This window comes from Bacillus sp. MBGLi79 (assembly GCF_002953915.1).
On the sequence record NZ_CP026521.1, the window covers coordinates 1,223,384 to 1,245,335 of the forward strand.

Below are 21,952 nucleotides of genomic sequence, written 5' to 3' on the forward strand. Positions count from 1 at the left end.
TATTCATCAGACAACTTGGAAATCCAATGAATCTTTTACCTCTCCATTGATAATCACTGATAATGTATGGATTCCTTTGTAATGCTTTCTGGTAGTCAGATCTTTGAAGGATTGGATTCTTGTGTATGACTTCGTTTCGTTTTTTCTTATATTTGTTTCTGTTATGTTAAATACTTTCTGATGACGCTGGCCTCTTGCTTTTACAAAATCAATTGCGTATTCAATTCTTACTTTTTGATCCCTGTCTGAATGAATATAGAAAGAAAATTCAAGGCTTTCGCCAATAGCTATCCGACTGGGCTGACATGTTAAATCATGTAGATGTATCGAATCAGCATTTCCATAACCAAAAAGCGCTAAGGCCTGTTTATCACCCTTTTTTAATAAGGTACGATAGGCGTGTTTGATAATCCAATCTGTATGGGGATGTGTTCCGTACCATTGATCTGCGACTTTTTCCAGCAAATGAGGATGCGTTTTTGATATATCATTAAGATTGTTGGCCACGCTTTTCCTTACATATAAGGACTCGTCCTGCATCAGCTTCTCAAGGATCGGCAATACGGGCGTAGGGTCCGATTTCAAAGCCGGTATCGATTTTCCCCATGGCAGGCGGGGCCTGCTTCCTTCGCTCGCAAGTCTTCTCACGTGTTCATTTTCATGCTCAGACCATGTACGCAATTGTGCAATCATTTTTTCTTGGTCTAACAGCAAAAAAGGCCTTACAGCGAATTCTGAGGTCGAATATTGTGTAAAGTATTCCAATGCCTTTATTGATTCTTCCCAATGCGCCAACCCGTACTGCTCCACATAATCAGGGAATAAAATTCCGCTGAGTCCTTTAAAATGAGGAGCTGTCTCCCGTAAAATGGCCAGAGCTTCAACGTATTGTTTTGGCAAAGTTTCGTATAAGGAAACTGTAATACGGCGCATCCGCTCTTTTAAAGTGAGTTCAGGCCAGATTTCGAGCTGCAACGTATCCTTGAATTGGTCTTTGTTAAAGTCAGGATAGGATGACCTTACATGATGGATCAAACGAGTTAACAGTTCTTCATTAAATATTTCTTTTAAATCAGCCATATCAACACCGCTTTTTCGTTTAGTATTTATATTGTATGGGAATGTATGTTCTAAATCAAGTGATGAATCCCAATAATTAACAACGAATCCTACCAGGGATACACAAAAGCTGATTACTTTTTTTAGTTAAAAAAACCCTTGTCATCGGTAAGGAAAACTGAGATAATAGCATTGAAAGCGCCTACACTTACCTATTTCAAATGGATACGGTCGCATATCATGCCGTTATATTGAGGGGATAAGCAACAGAGAGTAAGTGTTCGGAGCGCATCATTGGTCAAACAAGGGGTTCCTGATACATGATTTTTCGTAAAACGAAATAACGATATTAGGGAGAATGGCTGCTTCGATCGTATCCTATCAACAAGCCATACATAAAGTCTGCTGAGCCAGGCTTTTTTTGCTTTAAGAAAAGGTTGTTCTAAACACAGAGACAGGGTCATATCCTATACACAAGTACAGTCATCAAGGAGGGGGACATCTCTGTGTCAAAACAATTGCTTGCCTTAAATATAGATGGAGCGCTGCTTCGGTCGAACGGGAAGATTCATCAGGCAACGAAAGACGCCATTGAATATGTAAAGAAAAAAGGGATTTACGTCACACTCGTGACCAACCGCCACTTTCGTTCAGCACAGAAAATAGCGAAATCGCTAAAGCTTGATGCCAAGCTGATCACCCATAGCGGGGCATATATCGCTGAGAAAATAGACGCCCCGTTTTTTGAAAAAAGAATTTCTGATGATCATACCTTTAACATTGTTCAAGTATTGGAGAGCTACCAATGCAATATTCGGCTTCTTCACGAAAAGTATTCCATTGGAAACAAGAAGAAGGTCAATTCGAATTTATTGGGGAAAGCACTCATTCATCCGTCTGACCCGATCTTTTATCCAGTCCAGTTCGTGGAATCATTAAGCGATCTCCTCATGGATGAGCCAGTGAGCGCACCCGTCATCGAGGTGTACACGGAGCACGACATTCAGCATGATATTACAGAAACGATTACAAAAGCTTTCCCTGCGGTTGATGTGATTCGCGTGAATGATGAGAAGCTGAATATCGTTCCGAAAGGCGTCTCGAAGGAAGCGGGTCTGGCCCTCGTCGCTTCAGAACTGGGCCTGAATATGGAGGATGTCGTGGCCATTGGGCATCAGTATGACGATCTGCCGATGATCGAACTTGCCGGTCTTGGGGTAGCGATGGGGAATGCCGTGCCGGAATTGAAGAGAAAGGCAGACTGGGTCACAAGGTCCAATGACGAGCAAGGTGTCGCTTACATGATGAAGGAATATTTCCGAATGCAGCAGCGAAAAGGGTTTCTTGATAAGTTCCACATGAAACGTGTGTAAAAAAGCCGCTCGCGCCCTAATAGGTGCGGCGGCTTTTTTGCCGGATTGATTTTAGCGGTTTATTTCTGTACACTAAAGAAAGTTTTGAATCTGATAAATTAGGTGATGAAGTTGCAAATAAAAATAGAAGGCATACATGATGACCGCTTGCATCGGCCTCTGCAAAATATTGCAAATTTGTTTTATGAAGAGTGCGAGCTTGTGTATGGCGGAGACGAGCCCGCAGATGTTGTCATTTCTTTAGCGTTCTCACAAACGAATGAGCATGTGACGGTTTCGGGAGAAGTAAAGGGAACGGGCATAAAGGAGCAGCATACAAAATCCTTTTCTCCCGGCATGAATGAAAAAGAAGCTTTTAAGCAAGTGAAAAACACAATGTCTTATGTGTATCTCAATCTTCTACAGGCGCACACGGGCATCACGCAGAAGTGGGGAATCCTCACAGGAATCCGGCCCACAAAGCTGCTTCATAAAAAGCTGCAAAGCGGAATACCCAAGGAGCAAGCGCATGCTGAATTGAAAAAAGACTATTTAATTCACGATGAAAAAATCAAGCTCATGCAGGAAATTGTTGACCGTCAGCTGGCGGCAGTTCCGGATTTGTACCGAGTAAAGGATGAAGTCAGCATTTATATCGGCATTCCGTTCTGCCCGACAAAATGTGCGTATTGCACATTCCCTGCGTACGCCATTCAAGGACAGGCGGGCAGAGTCGGCTCATTCTTATGGGGGCTGCATTACGAAATGCAGAAAATCGGTGAATGGCTGAAGGAGCATGATGTTAAGGTGACAACCATTTACTTTGGCGGCGGAACGCCGACAAGCATTACAGCGGAAGAAATGGATCTGCTGTATGAAGAAATGGTCCGCTCCTTCCCGGATGTGAAAAACATTCGCGAGATTACGGTGGAGGCCGGCCGCCCTGACACGATCACAGAAGAAAAACTCGCCGTTTTAAACAAATATGACATTGACCGGATCAGCATCAATCCGCAATCCTATGAAAACGAAACGCTAAAGGCGATCGGGAGGCACCATACGGTTGAAGAGACCATTGAGAAATATCATCTGTCACGCCAGCATGGCATGAATAATATCAACATGGACTTGATTATCGGTTTACCTGGGGAAGGCGTGAAGGAGTTTAGGCACAGTCTTTCAGAAACGGAAAAGCTGATGCCGGAATCCCTGACCGTTCATACCCTTTCTTTTAAACGGGCGTCAGAAATGACGAGAAACAAGCATAAGTACAAAGTCGCCGGCAGGGAAGAGGTTTCTCAAATGATGGAAGAAGCGGTAGCCTGGACGAAAGAGCATGGGTACGTGCCCTATTATTTATACCGCCAGAAAAACATTCTTGGAAACCTTGAAAACGTCGGATACTCTTTGCCTGGGCAAGAAAGCATCTACAACATTATGATTATGGAAGAGGTGCAGACGATTATCGGCATCGGCTGCGGAGCTGCCAGTAAATTTATTGATCGGGATACAGGGAAAATCACACATTTTGCGAATCCGAAAGATCCGAAATCGTATAATGAGCGCTTCGAACACTACACGGACGAAAAAATCAAATATTTAGAGCAGATGTTTGAGAAAACGACAAAGCAGCACTGATCACAGTGCTGCTTTTTTTATCCCTGTTTTTTTGCGGGCTGAACATCAGGCTTCCATTTAAATACCTTGTTCAGCAAGCGGTAAATCCGTTTTGATTCCTTTGTTACGAGCGGTCCCAAAATCGCCAGAATGAGGACATATAATGCGGCAAACGGCTTTAATGTGGCTGACAGTCCGCCGGCTATCCCAAGATTGGCAACGATAATCGAAAATTCTCCCCGTGAGATGATCGTCAGCCCGATATTGGATGAAGCCTTATGAGAAAGCCCTGCGCGTCGTCCTGCGACCATTCCGGCGATAAAGTTTCCCACAATGGTCAAAATCACTGCACCTAACGCAAGCCAAACCGCTTCACCGAGCGAAAACGGATCAATGCTGAGGCCGAAGCTGAAAAAGAACATCGCACCGAAGAAGTCGCGGAACGGAATGACAAGGTGCTCAATCCTATCGGAATGCTCTGTTTCTGAAAAGACCAAACCGAGCAGCAGCGCGCCGATGGCTTCCGCTACATGGATCGTCTCTGAAAACCCGGCGATAAAAAAGAGCGCTGCGAAAATGACAATAATAAACACTTCATTTGAGCGAATGTCCAACAGTTTATTCAGCAGCGGCGGGAGTTTTCTGGCTGCGATAAAAAACAGCAGCATATAACCGAAGGCGATCAAAATGGACAAGAGCGCACTCCCTACGGATGTCGCATCACCTAGCACAAGGCCGGAAACAACGGACAGATATACGGCAAGGAAAATATCTTCAAACATAATGATGCCGAGAATCAGTTCGGTTTCGGGATTGGCGGTTCTTTTTAAATCAACGAGCACTTTTGCGACAATCGCACTTGACGAGATTGTGATGACGCCTGCGAGGACGAGGACTTCCAGAAAGGAAAACCCGGTGATAACCCCGTAAAGCAGCCCGAGGGTGAAGTTAATCAAGATATAAATCGTTCCGCCGACCGCAATTGATTTTCCTGATTTGATTAATTTCCCGACGGAGAATTCGATCCCGAGATAGAAGAGGAGGAACAGTACGCCCATTCGCCCGAAAAACTCAATGATTTCACTGCTTTCAATAAATGTAAGATCAATAATTCCCATTTTCGGCGCGTGCGGCCCAACCAGCATGCCCAGCACAATCAGAAATGGAATAATTGAAAATTTAATTTTGTTGGCGATCACACTGGCGATTGCCACAAGCACAAGTGCAGTTCCGACTTCAAATACAAGATGGTCCATCGGCGCTCACACGCCCTCTCCAGAAAGAAAATCGTGAATCAGTTTCTTCAGATGCTTTCTCTCACCTGAGAGGACAAGGGTGTCATTTTCTTCAATAATCGAATCGGCTCCGGGATTTAGGAGCTTTTCCTGATTGTGTTTGATGATGGCAATCACAGTGACATCGTAGTTCTGGCGGACATCAAGCTCTCCGAGTGTGCGCCCGATCGATTTGGCGCCTTTTTCGACCTTAAACCATTCAATAATAAGGTCGCTGAAGGCCATTTCGATGGACTCCAGAGCTTGCGGTTTATAGACCATGCCTCCAAGAATAGCTGCAATTTGCCTTGCCTCAGAATCATCCAATGAAATATTTGAAAGGAGCTCATCCGGGTCTCGGTCATTAAACCGGTAAATTTCCCTTCTTCCGTCATCATGAATGATTATCGTCATTTTTTCGCGGTTTCTCGTTTCGATTTCAAACTTTTTGCCGATGCCCGGCAGATCGTTTTCTTTAATATTCAATGAAAATCCCTCCGAATGTAGTGTTGGCAATATGGGGTGAGTTACAAATAAAACTTGAGCAAATTATATTCGGAGGTAATTAGACTGGTATTTGACAGGGGCGGCAAAAGCTTTTTCCAGCCTGTTTATCAGCGGTTCGTCAAGGGGCTTGACAGAGAGCTGCCTGATAGAGTGCGACAGCGGGCTGTACGCGTTGATCAGCTCAGCAGGGTGCACGCTGCCCGGCGACGGTGTTTTTGCCGATTGTGTTTCCTGCGGATATGAGGACATAGGCACATAGCTGTCAGAGCTTGCTTCAAGCTGGGAAGGCAGAACCACGTCCGAAGGGGGAAAGTACACCATAAATAAACTTAACAGAAAACTGATCAGCAATTTATCCATGTTTCTTTCCTCCTTTCTCATCAAGATATCCCTTCTTTTTCACTATATAAAACTTTATGTTTCCATTCAAACAATATGCATTTTTCAGTATCTATTGACCTTGAAAAATAAAAAGGTTTATTTGAGGATGGCGGGGAATGTATAGGAGAAAGAAAAAAGTAAGCGCATACATGGAGGTGCTTTATATGGAGTTTGTTCAATATGCATGTAATGGGGCCGTTGCAGAGATTATCCTGAATCGGCCTGATGCCCATCACGCCCTGAATGAACAGATGCTGTCTGAATTGAAGGAGGCAGTCGAAATGGCGGCTGCAAGCGAGGCGCTCATCGTTCTCCTGAGAGGAAGCGGGAAAGGCTTTTCGGCCGGCGGTGATATCAGGATGATGACGTCAGAGCATGAACCTGATCAATTTAAACGACTGATGGATACGATTGAGGCTGTCACCCTGAAGTTATACGAGATGAAGAAAGTGACAATTGCAGCCATTCACGGTGCTGCTGCGGGGCTGGGCCTGAGTTTGGCGCTTTGTGCGGACATTGTGCTCGCTGAAAAAAACGCCGTTCTCGCGATGAATTTTATTGGCATTGGGCTTGTTCCGGACGGCGGCGGACATTATTTGCTGAAGAAAAGAATCGGCGAAGCAAAAGCGAAAAAGCTGATTTGGAGCGGGAAAAAACTATCTGCCTCTGAAGCTGCCGATATGGGGCTTCTAGATGGAACATTTACCGGAGATCCTGCTGAAGGTGCAAGACCCTTTATCGAAACCCTGTTGGCTTCACCTCTTTTGGCGATGATCGAAACGAAAGCCATCTTTCAAAGCCTCCATCTTGAAGAACTGAAAAAGGTGCTTTCTCTTGAGCGCAATGCCCAAGAGAAAATGAGAATGACCAAGGATCATCAAGAAGGAATCCGTGCCTTTTTAGAGAAACGGGAACCGAAGTTTCAAGCGTAACAGATCAGCCGGAAAGCTGATCATCTGTGAAACAAAATCAGCTTTCCGGCTGCATTGACTAAACGATGAGTATGACTGTGAAGCTCTTTTTCTTTTAAGATAACTTCACCATGCGTTTTAGCCGCTTCTTCATTTTCCGCCTCGAATCGCTCGTTTACCAGAGTGTTCCCCGAAGGATCAAAAACGGTTAGGAAATAATCAGCCATCAGGTTTCTCCTCCATTTTTCATGATTTATCAGTCTTTCTTCATTTATATTCTAACCAGGAAATGAAAATCCTCTATTATGTTTCATCCAAAATTAGTATATAATGGGTCAGGGAAGGAGGAGATTCGGTGCTTACAATTGATCACGTAACGAAGACATTCGGAGATTACAAAGCTGTTGACGGATTGGACTTAGATATTCCGGAACAGCAAATGTTCGGTCTGTTAGGCGCAAACGGAGCGGGAAAAACGACGACGTTTCGCATGATCCTAGGATTATTAAGCATTACGGAGGGCTCAATCAGCTGGAAGGGCCGTCCTGTGAATTATCATATCAGCAACAAAATCGGTTATTTGCCGGAAGAGCGGGGTCTTTATCCGAAAATGAAGGTAAAGGATCAGCTTGTCTATCTCGCCAGATTAAAAGGGATGGAGAAGCGGGAGGCTGTAAAAGAGCTCGGAACATGGCTTGAACGCTTCAATATTACAGATTACGAGAATAAGAAGGTGGAAGAGCTTTCAAAGGGGAATCAGCAAAAAATCCAATTCATTTCGGCAGTTTTGCATAAGCCGGAGCTGCTGATTCTTGATGAACCTTTCAGCGGCCTGGACCCTGTCAATGTTGAGCTGTTAAAAGAGGCTGTGATCTCGCTGAAAAACAGCGGCGTTTCTATTTTATTTTCAAGCCATCGGATGGAACATGTGGAGGAGCTCTGTGAGAACCTTTGCATATTGCAGAAAGGAAGACCGGTCGTGCAAGGCAAGCTGAAGGAGATAAAGCGCTCCTTCGGTAAAAAGAATGTTACCATTCACTCCGATGACGATCTGCGCTTTTTGCAGTCTCATGAGGGTATTCTTCAATGGAAGGAAACGGCCGACGGCGTCAAGCTGCAGATCGCCAATGAAGACATCTCTCAGGAGATTTTTGCGATGCTTCAGGGAAAAGGATTTATCAGAAAGTTTGAGCTTGAAGAGCCGTCACTGCATGATATTTTTATAGAAAAGGTGGGGGCCGTCTATGAATAAATTTTGGATCATGCTCTCTCATACATACAAAAATAAGATTATGGCAAAATCCTTTATTATTTCGACTGTCATCACGGTGCTGCTTGTTTTAGCTGTAACGAATCTGGAGTCGATCATTTCTTTGTTTCAAGGTGACGACGCGAAAGAAAAAATCGCTGTTATTGATGAAACAAACGAATTATATCCGATTTTTTCAAAGCAGCTGAAAGCGGTCGATACAGACGGCGATCTTGATCTGAAGCTGTCGAAGCAATCGGAGGATGAGGTCACAAAGCAAGTCAAAGATGAATCACTCGATGGCATGCTCAGCATCAAACGAGATGAAAAAGGGACCATTTCAGGAACATATAAAGCATTAACGATTTCTGATGAAAGCACGTATCAAACGCTGCAGCAGGCGCTGACGCAAACCAAAACGGCTGTCGGAACGGCGGAGCTCGGCGTGTCGCAGGAAACGATCAGCAGCCTTTATGCGCCCGTTACTGTGGGGCAACAGGCGCTGAAAGAAGGAGCGAAGTCTGAGGAAGAGCTTGGCCAGACGGTAGGGCTTGTTTACATTATGCTGTTTGTCATTTATTTTTCAGTGATTATGTATGCCAGCATGATTGCGATGGAGGTCGCAACTGAAAAATCTTCGCGGGTCATGGAAATCCTGATCTCAAGCATGCCGCCGATCCAGCAAATGTTTGCAAAGCTGCTCGGTATCGGGCTTGTTGGGATCACACAGCTTGCTATCATTATCGGAGCCGGCTCTCTGTCTCTTAAGCTGAACCAAAAGAGCGAAACGGCTTCATCTGTCGGCGGATTCCTTAATCTGACCGACGTATCAGCAACGACTGTCATCTATGCTGTCATTTTCTTTTTGCTCGGATACTTTTTATACGCGACACTCGCCGCGTTTCTCGGCAGCGTTGTCAGCAGAATAGAAGATGTGCAGCAAACGATCACGCCGATGACGCTTTTGGTTGTCGCGGGTTTTATGATCGCGATGTTCGGATTGAATGCGCCTGACGCAGGATTTATTACGGTAACTTCGTTTATTCCGTTCTTTACGCCAATGATTATGTTCTTGCGCGTCGGCATGCTTGATATTCCATTCTGGCAGGCGGCAGCCGGAATCGGAATCACACTGCTCACCATTGTCATACTGGCCGTTATCGGCGCCAGAATTTATAAAGGCGGTGTATTGATTTACAGCAATTCAAGCGCGTTCAAAGCGATCAAACAAGCGCTTCGTTTAGCGAAAAACTGATTGGAAAACAGCCTGGGGATTCTCAGGCTGTTTCTTTATTGACAGAACGTGCATTCGCAAGAATTCGGTGCTAAAATAAGGGTACTTCATCCTGGAAAGGAGCAGAATGTTGACTGATCTAACCTTTATTCATGCGGCAGATCTTCATCTTGACAGCCCGTTTTACGGGATATCGCAGTTGCCGGAGCCGATTTTTGCGCGGATTAAAGAAAGCACGTTTGCAAGCGTGAGACATATAATAAACGCCGCAATGAGAGAACACGTTGATTTCATTTTGCTGGCGGGGGATCTGTTTGATGAAGCCAACCGAAGCTTGAAGGCCCAGCTCTTTTTGAAAAAGCAGTTTGAAAGACTCAGAGAGTGCGGAATTTCGGTGTACGTCATTTTTGGGAATCACGATCATCTTAGCGGGGAATGGACGCCGATTGAATGGCCTGAGAATGTCCATATTTTTTCGTCCGCTGTTCCAGAAGAAAAATCGTTTTTTAAAGAAGGCAGGCGCATAGCGAGCATTTATGGCTTCAGCTATCAGGCCAGAGCCATGACGGAAAACCAAGCCGCCCGCTATCGGAGATCAACTGACGCACCGTTTCATATCGGTATGCTCCACGGCACGCTGTCTGGATCTGAAGGGCATGATCCGTATTGCCCGTTTACACATGATGACCTCGTGAAAAGCGGGATGGATTATTGGGCGCTTGGCCATATACATAAACGCCAGGTTCTATCTGCCGAGCATCCGGCAGTCATTTACCCGGGAAACACGCAAGCACGCCATATGAAGGAGACGGGAGAAAAAGGCTATTATCTCGTTGATGTGACAAACGGAGAAATATCTTATGAATTTCAGAGAGCTCATGATGTCCTGTGGGAAAAAGCAGCGGTAGATGTGACGGAGGCAAAGAATATGACCGTTCTCTTCCAAATGGTGGAGGACACGTTTTCGAAGCTGCGAAAAAAGGGGAGCCCTGTTTGTGTAAGGATTGTTTTACAAGGAACTGCGCCAGAATGGCTGCTGAAGGCGCCAAAAGGCGCCTTGGAAGAGTTTCTTGAGACGCTTCAGGAGCAAGAAGTGGAGGAGGAACTGTTCGTTTGGCCTCTTGCATTGGATGATGAGACAGAAAACGAAGCTAACGTAACAAATCTTGATCCTTTTTTTGGCGGTTTATTTGAAGACATAGATCGCAGCGATCTGTCAGACGTGCTGGAAGGGCTTGAGCGGCATCCAGTGTATAGAAGGCACGCAGACCGGTTTAGCCAAGAGGAAGTAAAGGAAATAAAAGAACAGGCACAAATTTTATTGAAAAAGCAGCTTAAGGTGCTTGAACCATGAGGCGGTGACAGCTTTGCGAATTATATCTTTACACATCTACCAATATGGAAAATTTTCTAATCGAACCTTTCATTTTTCCGCCTCTCCTGTCCAAGTTATCTACGGATTAAATGAGGCAGGAAAAACGACGATGATGTCATTTATTGAAAGCATGCTGTTCGGTTTTCCGAAAACGAAAAAATATGAACCGAAATCAGGCGGTGTCTACGGTGGTATTCTTGAAGCTGAACATCCTGAGTATGGGGTGCTGAAGATCGAACGGACGAAAGGGACTGCCGAAAAGTTAAGAGTGTATACAGAAAAGGGCGAAGTAAAGGATGGAGATGTTTTAAAGCGACTGTTCCAGGGCACAGACAGGTCGTTGTACAAAGCCATTTATTCGTTTGATGTATTCGGGTTGCAGGAAATTCATGCTTTTAACCGGGACAAGATAGGGGAATTTTTGCTATTCTCCAGCTTGTTTGGAGCTGAAGCCGTATCAAAGCTTGATTCAAGGCTGACGAAGGAAAGCGAAAGGCTCTATAAACCAAACGGGCGAAACCCTCAATTGAATCAGGAGCTGGAAACGCTTAAGCAGCTGGCAGTGAAGCTAAAACAGGCTGAAGCAGAGGAAGCGGGCTATCATCAGCTTCTTGAGGAAAAACGAACGCTTGAAGCCCGCCTTGCAGCCGTGGAAACCGAATTGAAAGAGACGGCGGAGCATATCCGAATGATAGAGGGAGCGATTGAGCGAAAGCCGCTGTTGAATGAAAAAGCGACACTCGAACAGGTGATTGCGGAATTTCCGGAACATGCAGGACAATTTCCGGCTGACGCACTGCACCAGCTGGAAAAATATGAATCCCACCTTCACCCGAAATCCGCACAGCTTGAGGCGCTTCGGGTGAAGATGGCAGAGCTGGACAAACAGAGGCAAAAGCTTACCCCAGATAAAGAACTATTGGCGAAAGAAACGCTGATACAAGAGCTTTCGGCATCATTTCATGTGTACCAATCATGGGGAGAACAGCTGGCCGCCATTCAGGCACAGCTGCGCCAGTCGTCTGCACAGACAGCGGCAGGTCTCGAACAGCTCAATAAAACAGATGAAAATGAGCTCCTGAATATGAACACGTCATATGATTATGAATGGCAGCTTCAGCAAGCGGTGCAGCAATATGTACAGGCAAGAGACAGAAAACGGCAGCTTGACGAGACGTTTGAACTTGCCCGGCAAGAGCTGGAAGACGCAGAAAAAGCCGTTCATGCCGCTTCGTCCGCCATTCTTGAAGACAGCCAAAGAAAAGATAAAGAAGCGGCACTTAGCGCATATGATGAAACACAAGGGCAGCACCAAGAGCAAGTACTGCTGAGAGAGCAGCTAACGTTTTTTGAAAGACAGCAGGCTAAACAGAGAAAGACTGTCATTGCAGCTGGTATGTTCTTCATCGTTCTCTTTTTTCTGCTGCAGCAGGTGATTCCCGCCATCAGTATCGGCGCTGCACTTATTGTGTATTGGCTTTTATCAGGAAAAAAAACGTCTTCTCGAAACAGCCGGGAGACAAGACAGCCAATGACGGATATTTCACCAGCAGAAGCTGAAAAGCTGAGAGAAGCGTTATGGGAGGACGACCGCAATAAACAGCATCTTCTCACGCAGCGAGCAGCGCTTCAGCAAAAAGAGGCGGCGTATGAAAGGGTCATCCAGCAGTTTGAACAGTGGGAAGCCGATATGGCCCCGTCCTTAACACAGGTCGAGCGTTTTATGAATGAGCTCAGATTTAACGAAGATCCATCGTTTTTGCTTGATGCATACAGCTTAATGAAGGATGTCAAAAAAGAAGTGAGGAAAAAGCATGAGCTGACTATTGAAGCAGGCAGGCTGAAAAAGCACCGGAGAACATTCGAAGAACGCATCAGCATGCTGCATCCTCATAGTCAGGACATCTCCATCTCGGACGCCCTTCACACATTGCGGAAAAACATTGAGCGTGAAAAAGAAATTGAGAAGCAAAAAAAGGAAATTGAAACAGATATTCATTATACAAAGGAACAGATGCTTGAGCTTGAGCAAGAAATACAGTATTTTCACGTACAGATCGAACAGTTATTTGCCGCGGCTGCTGCAAAAGACAGGGATGCGTTTTTTGCCACAGCCGACATCAGCAGGCAATTGAAGGATACGGAGAACAAGCTTCATCACGTAAACGCACAGCTTCAAGGCGGGCACCCAGAGGAGCTTGAACTGGCGGATTCCAATACGCTTTCTGAATTGAAAAACAAGCAAGTCATCGAGAATGAAAGAAAAGAGCGGCTGACTGAGGAGATCGAGCAGCTCCGCAGCCAAATCGCACTGCTCTTAGTCAAACAGGAACAATTAGAGGCTTCGGGATTGGTGTCAGATCTCAAGCTTCAAACCGAAATGCAAAAAGAACGTGTGAAAGAAACGGCTAAAAAATGGGCCTCCATACAAATGGTCAAACAAGTGATCAAAAACAAATTGGAGCGGCATAAAAAGGTTGAGCTTCCGCGCCTTCTGGAGACAGCAGGAGAATTCTTCCGCCCCCTGACTGACGGAAGCTACCAAACCATTTATTTTTCCGAAACGGATGATTCGATCATGGTTATGCATCGCGATGGAACTGTCTATCATGCGGAAGAGCTGTCACAAGGGACGTGTGAACAGCTGTATACAGCGATCCGATTTGCTCTGGCTGTTACGCGCCAGGATGGGTCAAAGCTTCCGTTTCAGCTTGACGACAGCTTTGTTCATTTTGATCAGGAAAGGCTGAAACGTGTATTACATGTTCTGTATGATTTAACCGAAGGCGGAAGGCAGATTTTGTATTTTACATGCCATGACCATGTGAAAGATGCATTTCATAGCAGCCAAATTATCCATTTGGTGTCATAAAAGAGGTTCTATAGCTGAAAATCGGTATGTGATATACTGGTATTATGTAAGATACGGAGGGAGCTTTAATAGAATGGCTAAAGGGATTATGCTACATGAGGTTGGCGAACAGGTGGACCAGTATCTATTGATTAAATCCTCGACGAAAGGGATTGCAAGCAATGGAAAACCGTTTTTGACGCTGATGCTGCAAGACCAGTCAGGCGATATTGAAGCAAAGCTGTGGGATGCCAAGCAAAGTGATGAAGTGACCTATGCGCCGCAGACGATTGTCAAGGTTGTCGGCGATGTTCACCATTACCGCGGACGCACCCAGCTGAAGCTGAGAAATATCAGACCAGTAAGCGAAAATGAAAACGTCAATATTGATGATTTTTTAGAAACTGCACCGATTCCGAAAAATGAAATGATGGATACCATCACTCAATATATATTTGAAATGAAAAATCCGAATATCCAGCGAATTACAAGGTTTTTAGTGAAAAAACATGAAGCTGAATTTATGGATTATCCGGCGGCTACGAAAAACCACCACGAGTTTGTCTCAGGTTTGGCGTATCATGTTGTCTCTATGCTGAACCTGGCAAAAGCAATAGCAGATTTATATCCGTCTCTTGATCGTGATCTGCTTTATGCCGGTGTTATTCTGCATGATCTTGGAAAAGTGAAGGAGCTGTCCGGCCCTGTTTCCACTTCATACACGGTTGAAGGCAATTTGCTCGGCCATATTTCGATTATGGTGACAGAGCTTTCAAAAGCGGCTGAGGAGCTTCAAATCGATTCTGAAGAGGTGTTAATTCTTCAGCACTTGATTTTGAGTCACCATGGTAAAGCGGAATGGGGCAGTCCGAAACCGCCGATGGTGAAAGAAGCAGAAATTCTTCACTATATAGACAACCTGGATGCAAAAATGAATATGATGGACAGAGCGCTTGAGCGAGTGAAGCCAGGCGAGTACACTGAACGTGTATTTGCTCTGGAAAACCGTTCCTTTTATAAACCGACATTTCATAAATAACTTAAAAAGGACTGATGCTGACATATTCAGCTCAGTCCTTTTTGATGCGTCTTTCCCGCACATAACTCGTCTCATTCCTGCATATGGTTAAGAATAAAGAATCTATGCAAAAGGGGGAGGAGCCCGTGTTATTTTTTCCATGGTGGGTGTATCTTTGTATTGTAGGCATCATTTTCAGCGCATATAAACTTGTGGCGGCAGCCAAAGAGGAAGAAAAAGTAGACCAGGCTTTTATTGAAAAAGAAGGGCAGATTTATATGGAGAGGATGGAAAAGGAGCGAGAACGCCGCAGTTCTCAACAGCATGAAGAAGAAAATCAAAACCATTCCATCGCATAAAAAAAGCTGTGCGGCTCAATGAGCCTGCACAGCTTTTTTATTACTTAGAACTGCTTGAAGATGAAGAAGTGCTGTTGCTTGTTGAAGATGTATTAAATGTGTCTTTCAGATCTTTATCTTTTACTTCGATGTCAGCCTTCTTCATGACTTTTTGAACAGCTTCCTGAACGGCATTGCTGTCATTTAGTTTTTGTTCAAGCACTTCAGATTTCAGTTCTTTTTTCATATCATCGTATTTGCCGCGTTCTTCGGTCTTTTTAATGATATGGTAGCCGTATTGCGTTTTGACAGGATCACTGACTTCACCTGTTTTTAATTTGAATGCAGCTTTGCTGAATGTTTCGTCCATTTGGCCTTCTTTTGCGAACCAGCCAAGATCTCCACCTTTTGAAGCAGAGCTGTCTGTTGAGTATTCTTTCGCAAGATCTTCAAACTTCTCGCCTTTTTTCAGCTTTTTCTCTACTTCTTCAGCTGTCTTTTTATCAGCGACAAGGATGTGGCTTGCACGGATTTTGCCTTTTAAGCCTTCCCAATACTCTTTGATATCGGCGTCTGTTACTTTGATGTTATCTTTAGCCGCTTTTTGTGTCAGCAATTCATATTTTACTTGTTCTTTCAGGTAATCCTTGCCATATTGCTTTTCGAGGGCAGTATATTGATCCCCAAGCTGCGTTTTGTATTCTTTCAGCTTGTTGTCAATTTCTTTATCCGAAACTTTATACTTCTTGTCCAACACTTTTTCTTGCACCAGCTGTGTCAGGACGCTTGCGCCAGCAGTTTTCTTCATGTTTGTGTAAAGCTCGCCTTTAGTTACATCGCCTGCGTCTGTTTTTGCGATGACTTCTTTGTCGCCGCTGCTGCAAGCACTGAGAGCGAGGATGCTTGTAGCAGTGATAGCTGCTATTGCGATTTTTTTCATGGTTTTCAAACACTCCTAATCATTCCAAATTAAATTACCTATGCGTATCATAACATATTGTGGCTTTCTGTAAAAAGATTTTAAATAAAGGGCATTCGTCTAGTCAAACTTTTGCTGATGGCATACTTATATATTGATCAAGAAAAGGAGGTATGTAACATGAGCGGAGGATACTCTAACGGATTCGCGTTGCTCGTAGTACTGTTCATTTTGCTTATCATCGTAGGTGCAGCTTACATCTACTAAGCAGCCCGGGGATCGCTTGCAACATAAGCGATCCTTTATTTTCACTAGCGCCTAATCGTTTCAAACATGAATTGCATAACATGTAATTGGTAAATAAAGTTTTTTACAGGAGGTGCTTTTTAAGATGGGTGAAGTTTTTGCAGGCGGATTCGCTTTATTGGTTGTGTTATTTATTTTATTGATTATCATCGGCGCTTCTTGGCTGTACTAATCAACATAAAAAAGCATAGCTGCTCAATCGCAGCTATGCTTTCTTTCGTTTTTACACTGTAAAGGAGATCTCCACAAACGAAGAGATCAGTAAAATTAATATAGATACATTAATAAATCGGAATACCTTATCTTGCCGCTCTTCAGGAATCTCTCTGACAAGGCATAATGTATTGGTGAGCCTGTTTATGAAATATAAAATAAACACGGCAGCCACGATAAAATAGAATAAAATGATGGGAGATTCCCCCTCTCTCTGAACTGTCCCATATTACATTACCAAATATTTATTAAAAAAGATAGAATGTAAATTGAAAAATCGCTGCCAGCACCAGGGGGTGGCTACTTTTCAACAAGAATATCCAAGCCGTCTGCTTCCTGATCAATAAAAGCGGTTTTCGGCGCTTTTATCAGCTTGAGGGCCAGCAGGAAGTCAGGCAGACAGTAGCCGGCGTGAATGCCCGAGATCATGCAGAAATAATGAGCGTGATTCGGAAACGCCAGTGCGGCGTAAAACAATACCGGTGTAATCAGCAAGAACGGGCTTACCAGTGAAATCAGCATTGTTGTTTTTGGTATTCGTTTCCATGAGCGCATGCGCAATATGTAAAACTTTTTTTCTATTTTTCTTTTTTTGCAGATGATTGGCAGGACATGGATGACTTTATGTACAAATAAAATAACGACGAGCAAACCGCCGAATAAAGGTACATATTCATCGCTTAAGCTTGTGCCAGGCCGCAGCAGCTCAAAAGCTAAAAAGGTAGAGATAAAAACCAAAATCATAAAACATACAGCAGTTAATATTATGCGAACGGCGCCATAATCCTTCATGAGATTTATGGTCTTCCAGCAATTCATCAAAGTCATCCTTCCATACATCTTGAGTAGAATCTCAAAATAATTTACTCCTCCCAAGAGAAAAAATCAATGCTTTTTTAAGAAAAAATATCATCCGGCAGGTATTTTTTTGAAACAAGCAAACAAACTGCGAAATATGGGGTTAGAACTTTCTTCTCAGTGAATTATCAGCTAAAATAAGATTAAAGATAGAAAGAAGTGGTGTGGATGGATTCGATGGATCATCGCATTGAGCGATTAGAATATTACATACAATTATTAGTGAAAACAGTAGATATGGACAGGTACCCCTTCTATGCGCTTCTCATTGATAAAGGGCTGAGCAAGGAAGAAGGGGAAGAGGTTATGGGGATATGCGATGAATTGTCGGAAGAGCTGGCAACACAAAAAGCGCAAGGATTTGTAACCTTTGATAAGCTCCTTGCGCTTTTTGCCGGACAGCTGAATGAAAAGTTAGATGTTCATGAAACGATTTTTGCCCTGTACGAGCAGGGGCTTTACCAAGAGCTGATGGAAGTTTTTATCGACATCATGAAGCATTTTGATTAACTGTTTACAGGTTCGAGCTCTTCTGCCGGTTCATCCGCCGTACTGTCCTTTGCTTTTTTCTTCAGTTTTCCGTTTACGCTTTCAAAGTCATTGTCAATATTGGTGAGTGACGTTTCGAAAATTTCCATAAAATCATCGCCGTAGATATGGCGTATCATACACATCATTTCTGCCACTTCAGGGAATTTTCCGAATAAATGGTACAGAGGCTGTGACCCTTTAAAAACAGCGTTGCGTGTCGGATCAAATTCCTCAAGCAAACTCCAGAATACCTCGGTGCCTTCCTCAGTCAATTGGACGTATGTGTTACGTTTATCATTCAGCCGTTTGGAGAATCTTAAATATCCCCGTTCTTCCAGCTTTTTCGAAAAGTTGAATGCGGTTGATACGTGCATGACCCCGAATTTCGCAATTTCAGAAATGGAAGCTCCATTCAATTGATACGCAATCCATAAAATATGATGCTCATTAATATTCAGGTCATACGGTTTGAGCCATTGCTGCCAATCCTTCTCGATTGATTTCCAAAGAGCCTTGCTAAGCTGAGCCATTTTCTGGGTGAAGACCAGAGCTTCTTTCACATCATAGGGCGGTTCCACTCGATTCATTACGTCACCTGCTTCTCTTTTTCTTTTTCTCTATTATGCCAATAAAATAAAGATTAATAAAGATGAAAATGTAAGAATTTTTTAATAAATTCACAAACCATTGCGGCGGAAGGGTTTATCGGCCTAAAAAAAATACGGGTCCAATTTCGGCCCGCATTTTTTTCTTTTGAATAGGATATTAGTTTTGTAAGGTTTTCTCCAGCTGTCTGATTTTCTCTTCAATATCAGCAATTTCTTTTTGCAGATCCTGCTGGTGCGGTTTGATCTCTTCCTGCCATTTTTTAATTGACGTTTGGAGCTCGCCGCCTACGTCTTTAATCACATCTGTGCTTTCTTTTGCCGCCTTGATCAGCTGGTCTTTTAACGCAAGCCCGTCTGATTTTAAACGTTTGATCGTTTCTTCTAAAGAATCATAATTGGTTTTCATTTTTTCACGCAGCTGCTTTCCTGAGGAAGGTGCAGTAAGAAGAACCGCTGCTCCTCCGATGATGCCGCCTACGAATAGTCCTGTTAATAGAGAACGTCCGCTCGCCATTACAATCACCCCGTCTTTTTCTTCAAAATAGGATTCATTCAGCATTTTTCATTTTTGTTGAAAGCCTGAACTTCTATACATAGCTTGCTTTATTTTAGCATATTTTTTAAGTGAAAAGGAGGGAGAAGGTTGTCTGTCTTTTTGATTGTGTTATCCTGCATCACCCTTGCCTTCGCTACAGGCGCTGTTTACTATATCAGACTTCTCAGCCAGGCTGCTTCTTATCCGCCCAAGAAGGTAATCCGGCAAAAAGCGCTTGTTTGTTCAACCGGAACCGCCTTTACACTATGTCTTATCTTTTTCACAAAACTCCTCGCTTAAAACATGCTGACATGCTGCGGGCGCTCTGTTTTAAAAAAACCTCTCCCGGAAGCGGAAGAGGTTTTGTGTGACAATTATTTAGCAGCTTCCATAAAGCTCGAACGTCTTAAAATGGTTTGCACAATCGGATAAATAATGATCATTGAGATTGTATTCAGCACAGCGGCCGGCAGAACAACAGCTGCGAACAATGCGGCGAAACCGCCAGGCAAACCGACGATCAATAAAGCTGAAGATAGAAACACAATTCCCGATAAGATGGTCCCGATTACTGTCAGCACAGCGGCTGCGCCTGTTTTCCGGCTCTTTCTGAACAAGAGAAACAGGGAGAAGAACAGAAACGCTGATACGGGTTTGTCGATGATGTTAGGGATCTGTCCGGCTGGAAATGCGGTTGTAAGCGCGGAAATGATTCCGGTCACGATCCCGATGACGAGTACGTTTTGCACCCGCGGGAACAGCAGAATGCCCATGAACATCATGATCAGCATCATATCTGGTTTCATGCCGCCTAAAAAGGGCGGAATAATGGAATGAAGCGCTGCGCCGATTGCGGCAAACAGAGCCATAATGACTAACTCTTTTGTTTTCATATCTATGCTCTCCTCTGCTAAGCTTTTGCCCTCCAATAATATGCTCATCATTTATTGCGAAGGCTTTATAAGAATGTGTTATGCAAACAGTATACCAAACGAACGGTTTGCATAGCCAGACTTTTTACTCATTTTCCTGCTGGAATTTCTTCATGAACGCCGCTAGTTTTTCACAGTCTTCAAGAGACACCGCGTTATAAATAGAAGCGCGGCAGCCTCCCACTGAACGGTGTCCGCCAAGGCCGACCATCTTTGCATCTTTTGCTTTCTGAACGAATGTTTTCGTTAATTCATCATCCCGAAGCGTGAAGGTCACGTTCATGCGTGAGCGGCTGTCCTTTCTGGCATGTCCTTTATAGAATCCGTTGCTTACATCAATACAGCTGTAGAGAACCTGCGCTTTTTGTTCATTGCGCTGTTCAGCGGCTTCCACACCGCCGTTTTCCTTCAGCCACTCCAGAACAAGGCTCAGCATATAAATCGCAAATGTCGGCGGAGTGTTGTAGAGTGAATCCGCTTTGACATGCGTGGAATATTTCAAGATTTTTGGGACGTTCGCATTTTCATTTTGCAGCCAGCTTTTTTTCATGATAACTACAGTCACGCCGGAAGGGCCGAGGTTCTTTTGGGCGCCTCCGTAGATCACGTCAAATTTGGACACATCGATTTTTCTGCTCAAAATGTCGCTGGACATGTCGGCGACGAGCGGAATTGGAGAATTCGGGAACTCCTGCCACTGAGTGCCGAAAATCGTATTGTTGGATGTGATGTGTAAATATGCGCCGTCTTTTACATCCGTAAGGTCAACCTCCGGAATATAGCTGTAATTGTCTGTTTCACTTGTAGCGGTGATAGACGTGTTCCCGAACAGTTTCGTTTCTGCCAGTGCTTTTTCAGACCAAGCGCCTGTCATGACAAAATGCGCGGTTTTTTCAGGTGTTAAAAAGTTCATCGGAAGCATTGAAAATTGAAGGCTTGCCCCGCCTTGAAGAAACAAAATATCGTAATCTTCCGGAATGCCCATCAGTTCGATTAAGAGGTTTTTCGCTTTTTGGTGCACCGCTTCATACTCTTTGCTGCGGTGGGAAAGCTCCATAACAGACATGCCGGATTCGTTAAAATCAATAAATTCTTTCTGTGCTTTTTGCAGAACTTCCAATGGCAGCGCTGCAGGACCTGCGTTAAAATTCGTTGTACGTTCCATCATGATCTCTCCCTGTTTTCCACGTTAATGTATAAAATAATACAATTATCCTATCACAAAAATTCAGTTTTTTGATAAAAAATTAGAATTATCAAAAGAAATTGACGGATGTTTGCGAAATGTTCACAAATAAAATAACCTCATCTTATGATGAGGCCAGGCGTTTTGCGATAGAGGAAGAGATATTCTGCAGATCTTCCGGTTTATAATCATCAGCATGCGTTTTCCAAACCGCTCCGAATCCATCTCCTTTTCCATAGCGGGGGATAATATGCATATGGTAGTGGAACACAGATTGTCCAGCTTTTTCGCCGTTATTGTTCAGCGTATTTAAGCCGATCGGTTCAAATTCATCCCGGATAGCGCGGGCGATTTTCGGAACAGCATGGAAATATTGTTTTGCTAATTCATCTGTAAATTCATACACATTCTCAATATGTGTTTTCGGAATGACAAGCGTATGGCCTTTTGTCACTTGGCTGATATCAAGAAAGGCAAGTACATGTTCATCTTCATACACCTTCGCGGATGGAATGTCGCCGGCGATAATTTTACAAAAGATACAATTCTCTGCACAATGCATGAGGGTTCCTCCTTATGAAATTGTTTAATATGTATACACTCATCGTACCACAGAAATGCAGAAAATAGAAAACAGGATGAACGGCGAGCGTTCACCCTGAATGCAGAGGAAGAGCTTATATGAAGAAAATGTGTTA

Annotated in this window: 26 protein-coding genes; 13 read left to right on the forward strand and 13 right to left on the reverse strand. The window is 43.9% G+C overall.

The features are described 5' to 3' along the window. Nucleotides 1–6 precede the first annotated feature (6 nt). Nucleotides 7–1,080, reverse strand: coding sequence for a DNA alkylation repair protein (locus C1T29_RS06115; protein ID WP_095432712.1), 1,074 nt, complete (start codon nucleotides 1,078–1,080; stop codon nucleotides 7–9). A 485-nt stretch (nucleotides 1,081–1,565) separates the two neighbouring features. Here C1T29_RS06115 and C1T29_RS06120 point away from each other — a divergent pair, with 485 nt between their 5' ends. Continuing rightward, complete coding sequence (locus tag C1T29_RS06120; RefSeq protein ID WP_014663382.1) at nucleotides 1,566–2,432, forward strand: Cof-type HAD-IIB family hydrolase; 867 nt, start codon at nucleotides 1,566–1,568, stop codon at nucleotides 2,430–2,432. Between the two features lie 111 nt (nucleotides 2,433–2,543). Further along, nucleotides 2,544–4,049, forward strand: coding sequence for a coproporphyrinogen III oxidase (locus tag C1T29_RS06125; protein WP_095432711.1), 1,506 nt, complete (start codon nucleotides 2,544–2,546; stop codon nucleotides 4,047–4,049). Nucleotides 4,050–4,066: 17 nt separating this feature from the next. Here C1T29_RS06125 and khtU read toward each other — a convergent pair whose 3' ends face one another. The 3 genes from khtU to C1T29_RS06140 form a co-directional block, all read right to left on the reverse strand. Further along, nucleotides 4,067–5,284 carry a K(+)/H(+) antiporter subunit KhtU gene (gene khtU / locus C1T29_RS06130; protein WP_095432710.1) on the reverse strand — a complete coding sequence of 406 codons (1,218 nt, stop codon included), beginning with the start codon at nucleotides 5,282–5,284 and terminating at the stop codon, nucleotides 4,067–4,069. Nucleotides 5,285–5,290: 6 nt separating this feature from the next. Beyond that, complete coding sequence (gene khtT / locus C1T29_RS06135) at nucleotides 5,291–5,788, reverse strand: K(+)/H(+) antiporter subunit KhtT (protein ID WP_014663386.1); 498 nt, start codon at nucleotides 5,786–5,788, stop codon at nucleotides 5,291–5,293. A 63-nt stretch (nucleotides 5,789–5,851) separates the two neighbouring features. Beyond that, nucleotides 5,852–6,190, reverse strand: coding sequence for a hypothetical protein (locus C1T29_RS06140; protein ID WP_095432709.1), 339 nt, complete (start codon nucleotides 6,188–6,190; stop codon nucleotides 5,852–5,854). Between the two features lie 164 nt (nucleotides 6,191–6,354). Between C1T29_RS06140 and C1T29_RS06145 the strand changes: the two genes are divergently transcribed. Next, complete coding sequence (locus C1T29_RS06145; RefSeq protein ID WP_095432708.1) at nucleotides 6,355–7,122, forward strand: enoyl-CoA hydratase; 768 nt, start codon at nucleotides 6,355–6,357, stop codon at nucleotides 7,120–7,122. Nucleotides 7,123–7,142: 20 nt separating this feature from the next. Here the strand turns inward: C1T29_RS06145 and C1T29_RS06150 are convergent, their stop codons facing one another. Further along, the gene (locus C1T29_RS06150; protein ID WP_014663389.1) at nucleotides 7,143–7,328 is read right to left on the reverse strand and encodes a YhzD family protein; all 186 of its coding nucleotides are present in this window, start codon (nucleotides 7,326–7,328) and stop codon (nucleotides 7,143–7,145) included. Between the two features lie 128 nt (nucleotides 7,329–7,456). On the opposite strand from C1T29_RS06150, the gene C1T29_RS06155 reads away from it, so the two are divergent. From C1T29_RS06155 to yhaL, 6 genes are all read left to right on the forward strand, one after another. Beyond that, nucleotides 7,457–8,353: an ABC transporter ATP-binding protein gene (locus C1T29_RS06155; RefSeq protein WP_040083572.1), complete on the forward strand. Its 897-nt coding sequence runs from the start codon at nucleotides 7,457–7,459 to the stop codon at nucleotides 8,351–8,353. Beyond that, a complete protein-coding gene (locus tag C1T29_RS06160) occupies nucleotides 8,346–9,605 on the forward strand; it encodes an ABC transporter permease (protein WP_095432707.1) in 1,260 nt (419 codons plus the stop codon). Before C1T29_RS06155 ends, C1T29_RS06160 begins: the two co-directional genes overlap by 8 nt. Before the next feature lie 106 nt (nucleotides 9,606–9,711). Beyond that, complete coding sequence (locus tag C1T29_RS06165) at nucleotides 9,712–10,938, forward strand: metallophosphoesterase family protein (RefSeq protein WP_095432706.1); 1,227 nt, start codon at nucleotides 9,712–9,714, stop codon at nucleotides 10,936–10,938. 4 nt (nucleotides 10,939–10,942) lie between these two features. Next, complete coding sequence (sbcE, locus tag C1T29_RS06170) at nucleotides 10,943–13,831, forward strand: DNA repair/recombination ATPase SbcE (RefSeq protein WP_103748993.1); 2,889 nt, start codon at nucleotides 10,943–10,945, stop codon at nucleotides 13,829–13,831. A gap of 73 nt (nucleotides 13,832–13,904) precedes the next feature. Continuing rightward, nucleotides 13,905–14,849 carry a 3'-5' exoribonuclease YhaM gene (yhaM, locus tag C1T29_RS06175; RefSeq protein WP_014663394.1) on the forward strand — a complete coding sequence of 315 codons (945 nt, stop codon included), beginning with the start codon at nucleotides 13,905–13,907 and terminating at the stop codon, nucleotides 14,847–14,849. A 125-nt stretch (nucleotides 14,850–14,974) separates the two neighbouring features. Continuing rightward, the gene (gene yhaL, locus C1T29_RS06180) at nucleotides 14,975–15,187 is read left to right on the forward strand and encodes a sporulation protein YhaL (protein ID WP_003233252.1); all 213 of its coding nucleotides are present in this window, start codon (nucleotides 14,975–14,977) and stop codon (nucleotides 15,185–15,187) included. Nucleotides 15,188–15,227: 40 nt separating this feature from the next. Here the strand turns inward: yhaL and prsA are convergent, their stop codons facing one another. Next, entirely contained in the window at nucleotides 15,228–16,106 is an 879-nt protein-coding gene (gene prsA, locus C1T29_RS06185; protein WP_014663395.1) for a peptidylprolyl isomerase PrsA, read from the reverse strand. Nucleotides 16,107–16,265: 159 nt separating this feature from the next. Between prsA and yhzE1 the strand changes: the two genes are divergently transcribed. Together yhzE1 and yhzE2 are read left to right on the forward strand one after the other, a co-directional pair. Further along, nucleotides 16,266–16,352 (forward strand): sporulation protein YhzE1, encoded by an 87-nt coding sequence (yhzE1, locus tag C1T29_RS06190; RefSeq protein WP_003327753.1) that lies wholly within the window; start codon nucleotides 16,266–16,268, stop codon nucleotides 16,350–16,352. A gap of 124 nt (nucleotides 16,353–16,476) precedes the next feature. Continuing rightward, nucleotides 16,477–16,563, forward strand: a complete 87-nt coding sequence (gene yhzE2, locus C1T29_RS06195; protein ID WP_003155248.1) for a sporulation protein YhzE2 — start codon at nucleotides 16,477–16,479, stop codon at nucleotides 16,561–16,563. A gap of 51 nt (nucleotides 16,564–16,614) precedes the next feature. Here the strand turns inward: yhzE2 and C1T29_RS06200 are convergent, their stop codons facing one another. Next, nucleotides 16,615–16,797, reverse strand: coding sequence for a hypothetical protein (locus C1T29_RS06200; RefSeq protein WP_024571667.1), 183 nt, complete (start codon nucleotides 16,795–16,797; stop codon nucleotides 16,615–16,617). Nucleotides 16,798–16,904: 107 nt separating this feature from the next. Further along, nucleotides 16,905–17,423 carry a DUF3267 domain-containing protein gene (locus tag C1T29_RS06205; protein WP_095432705.1) on the reverse strand — a complete coding sequence of 173 codons (519 nt, stop codon included), beginning with the start codon at nucleotides 17,421–17,423 and terminating at the stop codon, nucleotides 16,905–16,907. Between the two features lie 207 nt (nucleotides 17,424–17,630). Here C1T29_RS06205 and C1T29_RS06210 point away from each other — a divergent pair, with 207 nt between their 5' ends. Further along, on the forward strand, nucleotides 17,631–17,972 hold the full coding sequence (locus C1T29_RS06210; protein ID WP_014663397.1) for a YhaI family protein: 342 nt from the start codon (nucleotides 17,631–17,633) through the stop codon (nucleotides 17,970–17,972). On the opposite strand, the gene C1T29_RS06215 is transcribed toward C1T29_RS06210, so the two are convergent. Both C1T29_RS06215 and C1T29_RS06220 read right to left on the reverse strand, forming a co-directional pair. Further along, nucleotides 17,969–18,580: an HTH-type transcriptional regulator Hpr gene (locus tag C1T29_RS06215; protein ID WP_014663398.1), complete on the reverse strand. Its 612-nt coding sequence runs from the start codon at nucleotides 18,578–18,580 to the stop codon at nucleotides 17,969–17,971. The genes C1T29_RS06210 and C1T29_RS06215 overlap by 4 nt on opposite strands. 178 nt (nucleotides 18,581–18,758) lie before the next feature. Next, nucleotides 18,759–19,115 (reverse strand): YtxH domain-containing protein, encoded by a 357-nt coding sequence (locus C1T29_RS06220; RefSeq protein WP_040083814.1) that lies wholly within the window; start codon nucleotides 19,113–19,115, stop codon nucleotides 18,759–18,761. 129 nt (nucleotides 19,116–19,244) lie between these two features. Here C1T29_RS06220 and C1T29_RS06225 point away from each other — a divergent pair, with 129 nt between their 5' ends. Then, nucleotides 19,245–19,436 carry a membrane protein YhzF gene (locus C1T29_RS06225; RefSeq protein WP_014663400.1) on the forward strand — a complete coding sequence of 64 codons (192 nt, stop codon included), beginning with the start codon at nucleotides 19,245–19,247 and terminating at the stop codon, nucleotides 19,434–19,436. A gap of 74 nt (nucleotides 19,437–19,510) precedes the next feature. On the opposite strand, the gene trpP is transcribed toward C1T29_RS06225, so the two are convergent. From trpP to C1T29_RS06240, 3 genes are all read right to left on the reverse strand, one after another. Then, entirely contained in the window at nucleotides 19,511–20,029 is a 519-nt protein-coding gene (gene trpP / locus C1T29_RS06230) for a tryptophan transporter TrpP (RefSeq protein WP_003233236.1), read from the reverse strand. A 124-nt stretch (nucleotides 20,030–20,153) separates the two neighbouring features. Continuing rightward, nucleotides 20,154–21,233, reverse strand: a complete 1,080-nt coding sequence (serC, locus tag C1T29_RS06235; RefSeq protein ID WP_095432703.1) for a 3-phosphoserine/phosphohydroxythreonine transaminase — start codon at nucleotides 21,231–21,233, stop codon at nucleotides 20,154–20,156. A gap of 145 nt (nucleotides 21,234–21,378) precedes the next feature. After that, the gene (locus C1T29_RS06240) at nucleotides 21,379–21,816 is read right to left on the reverse strand and encodes an HIT family protein (protein WP_003233231.1); all 438 of its coding nucleotides are present in this window, start codon (nucleotides 21,814–21,816) and stop codon (nucleotides 21,379–21,381) included. Nucleotides 21,817–21,952: the final 136 nt, after the last annotated feature.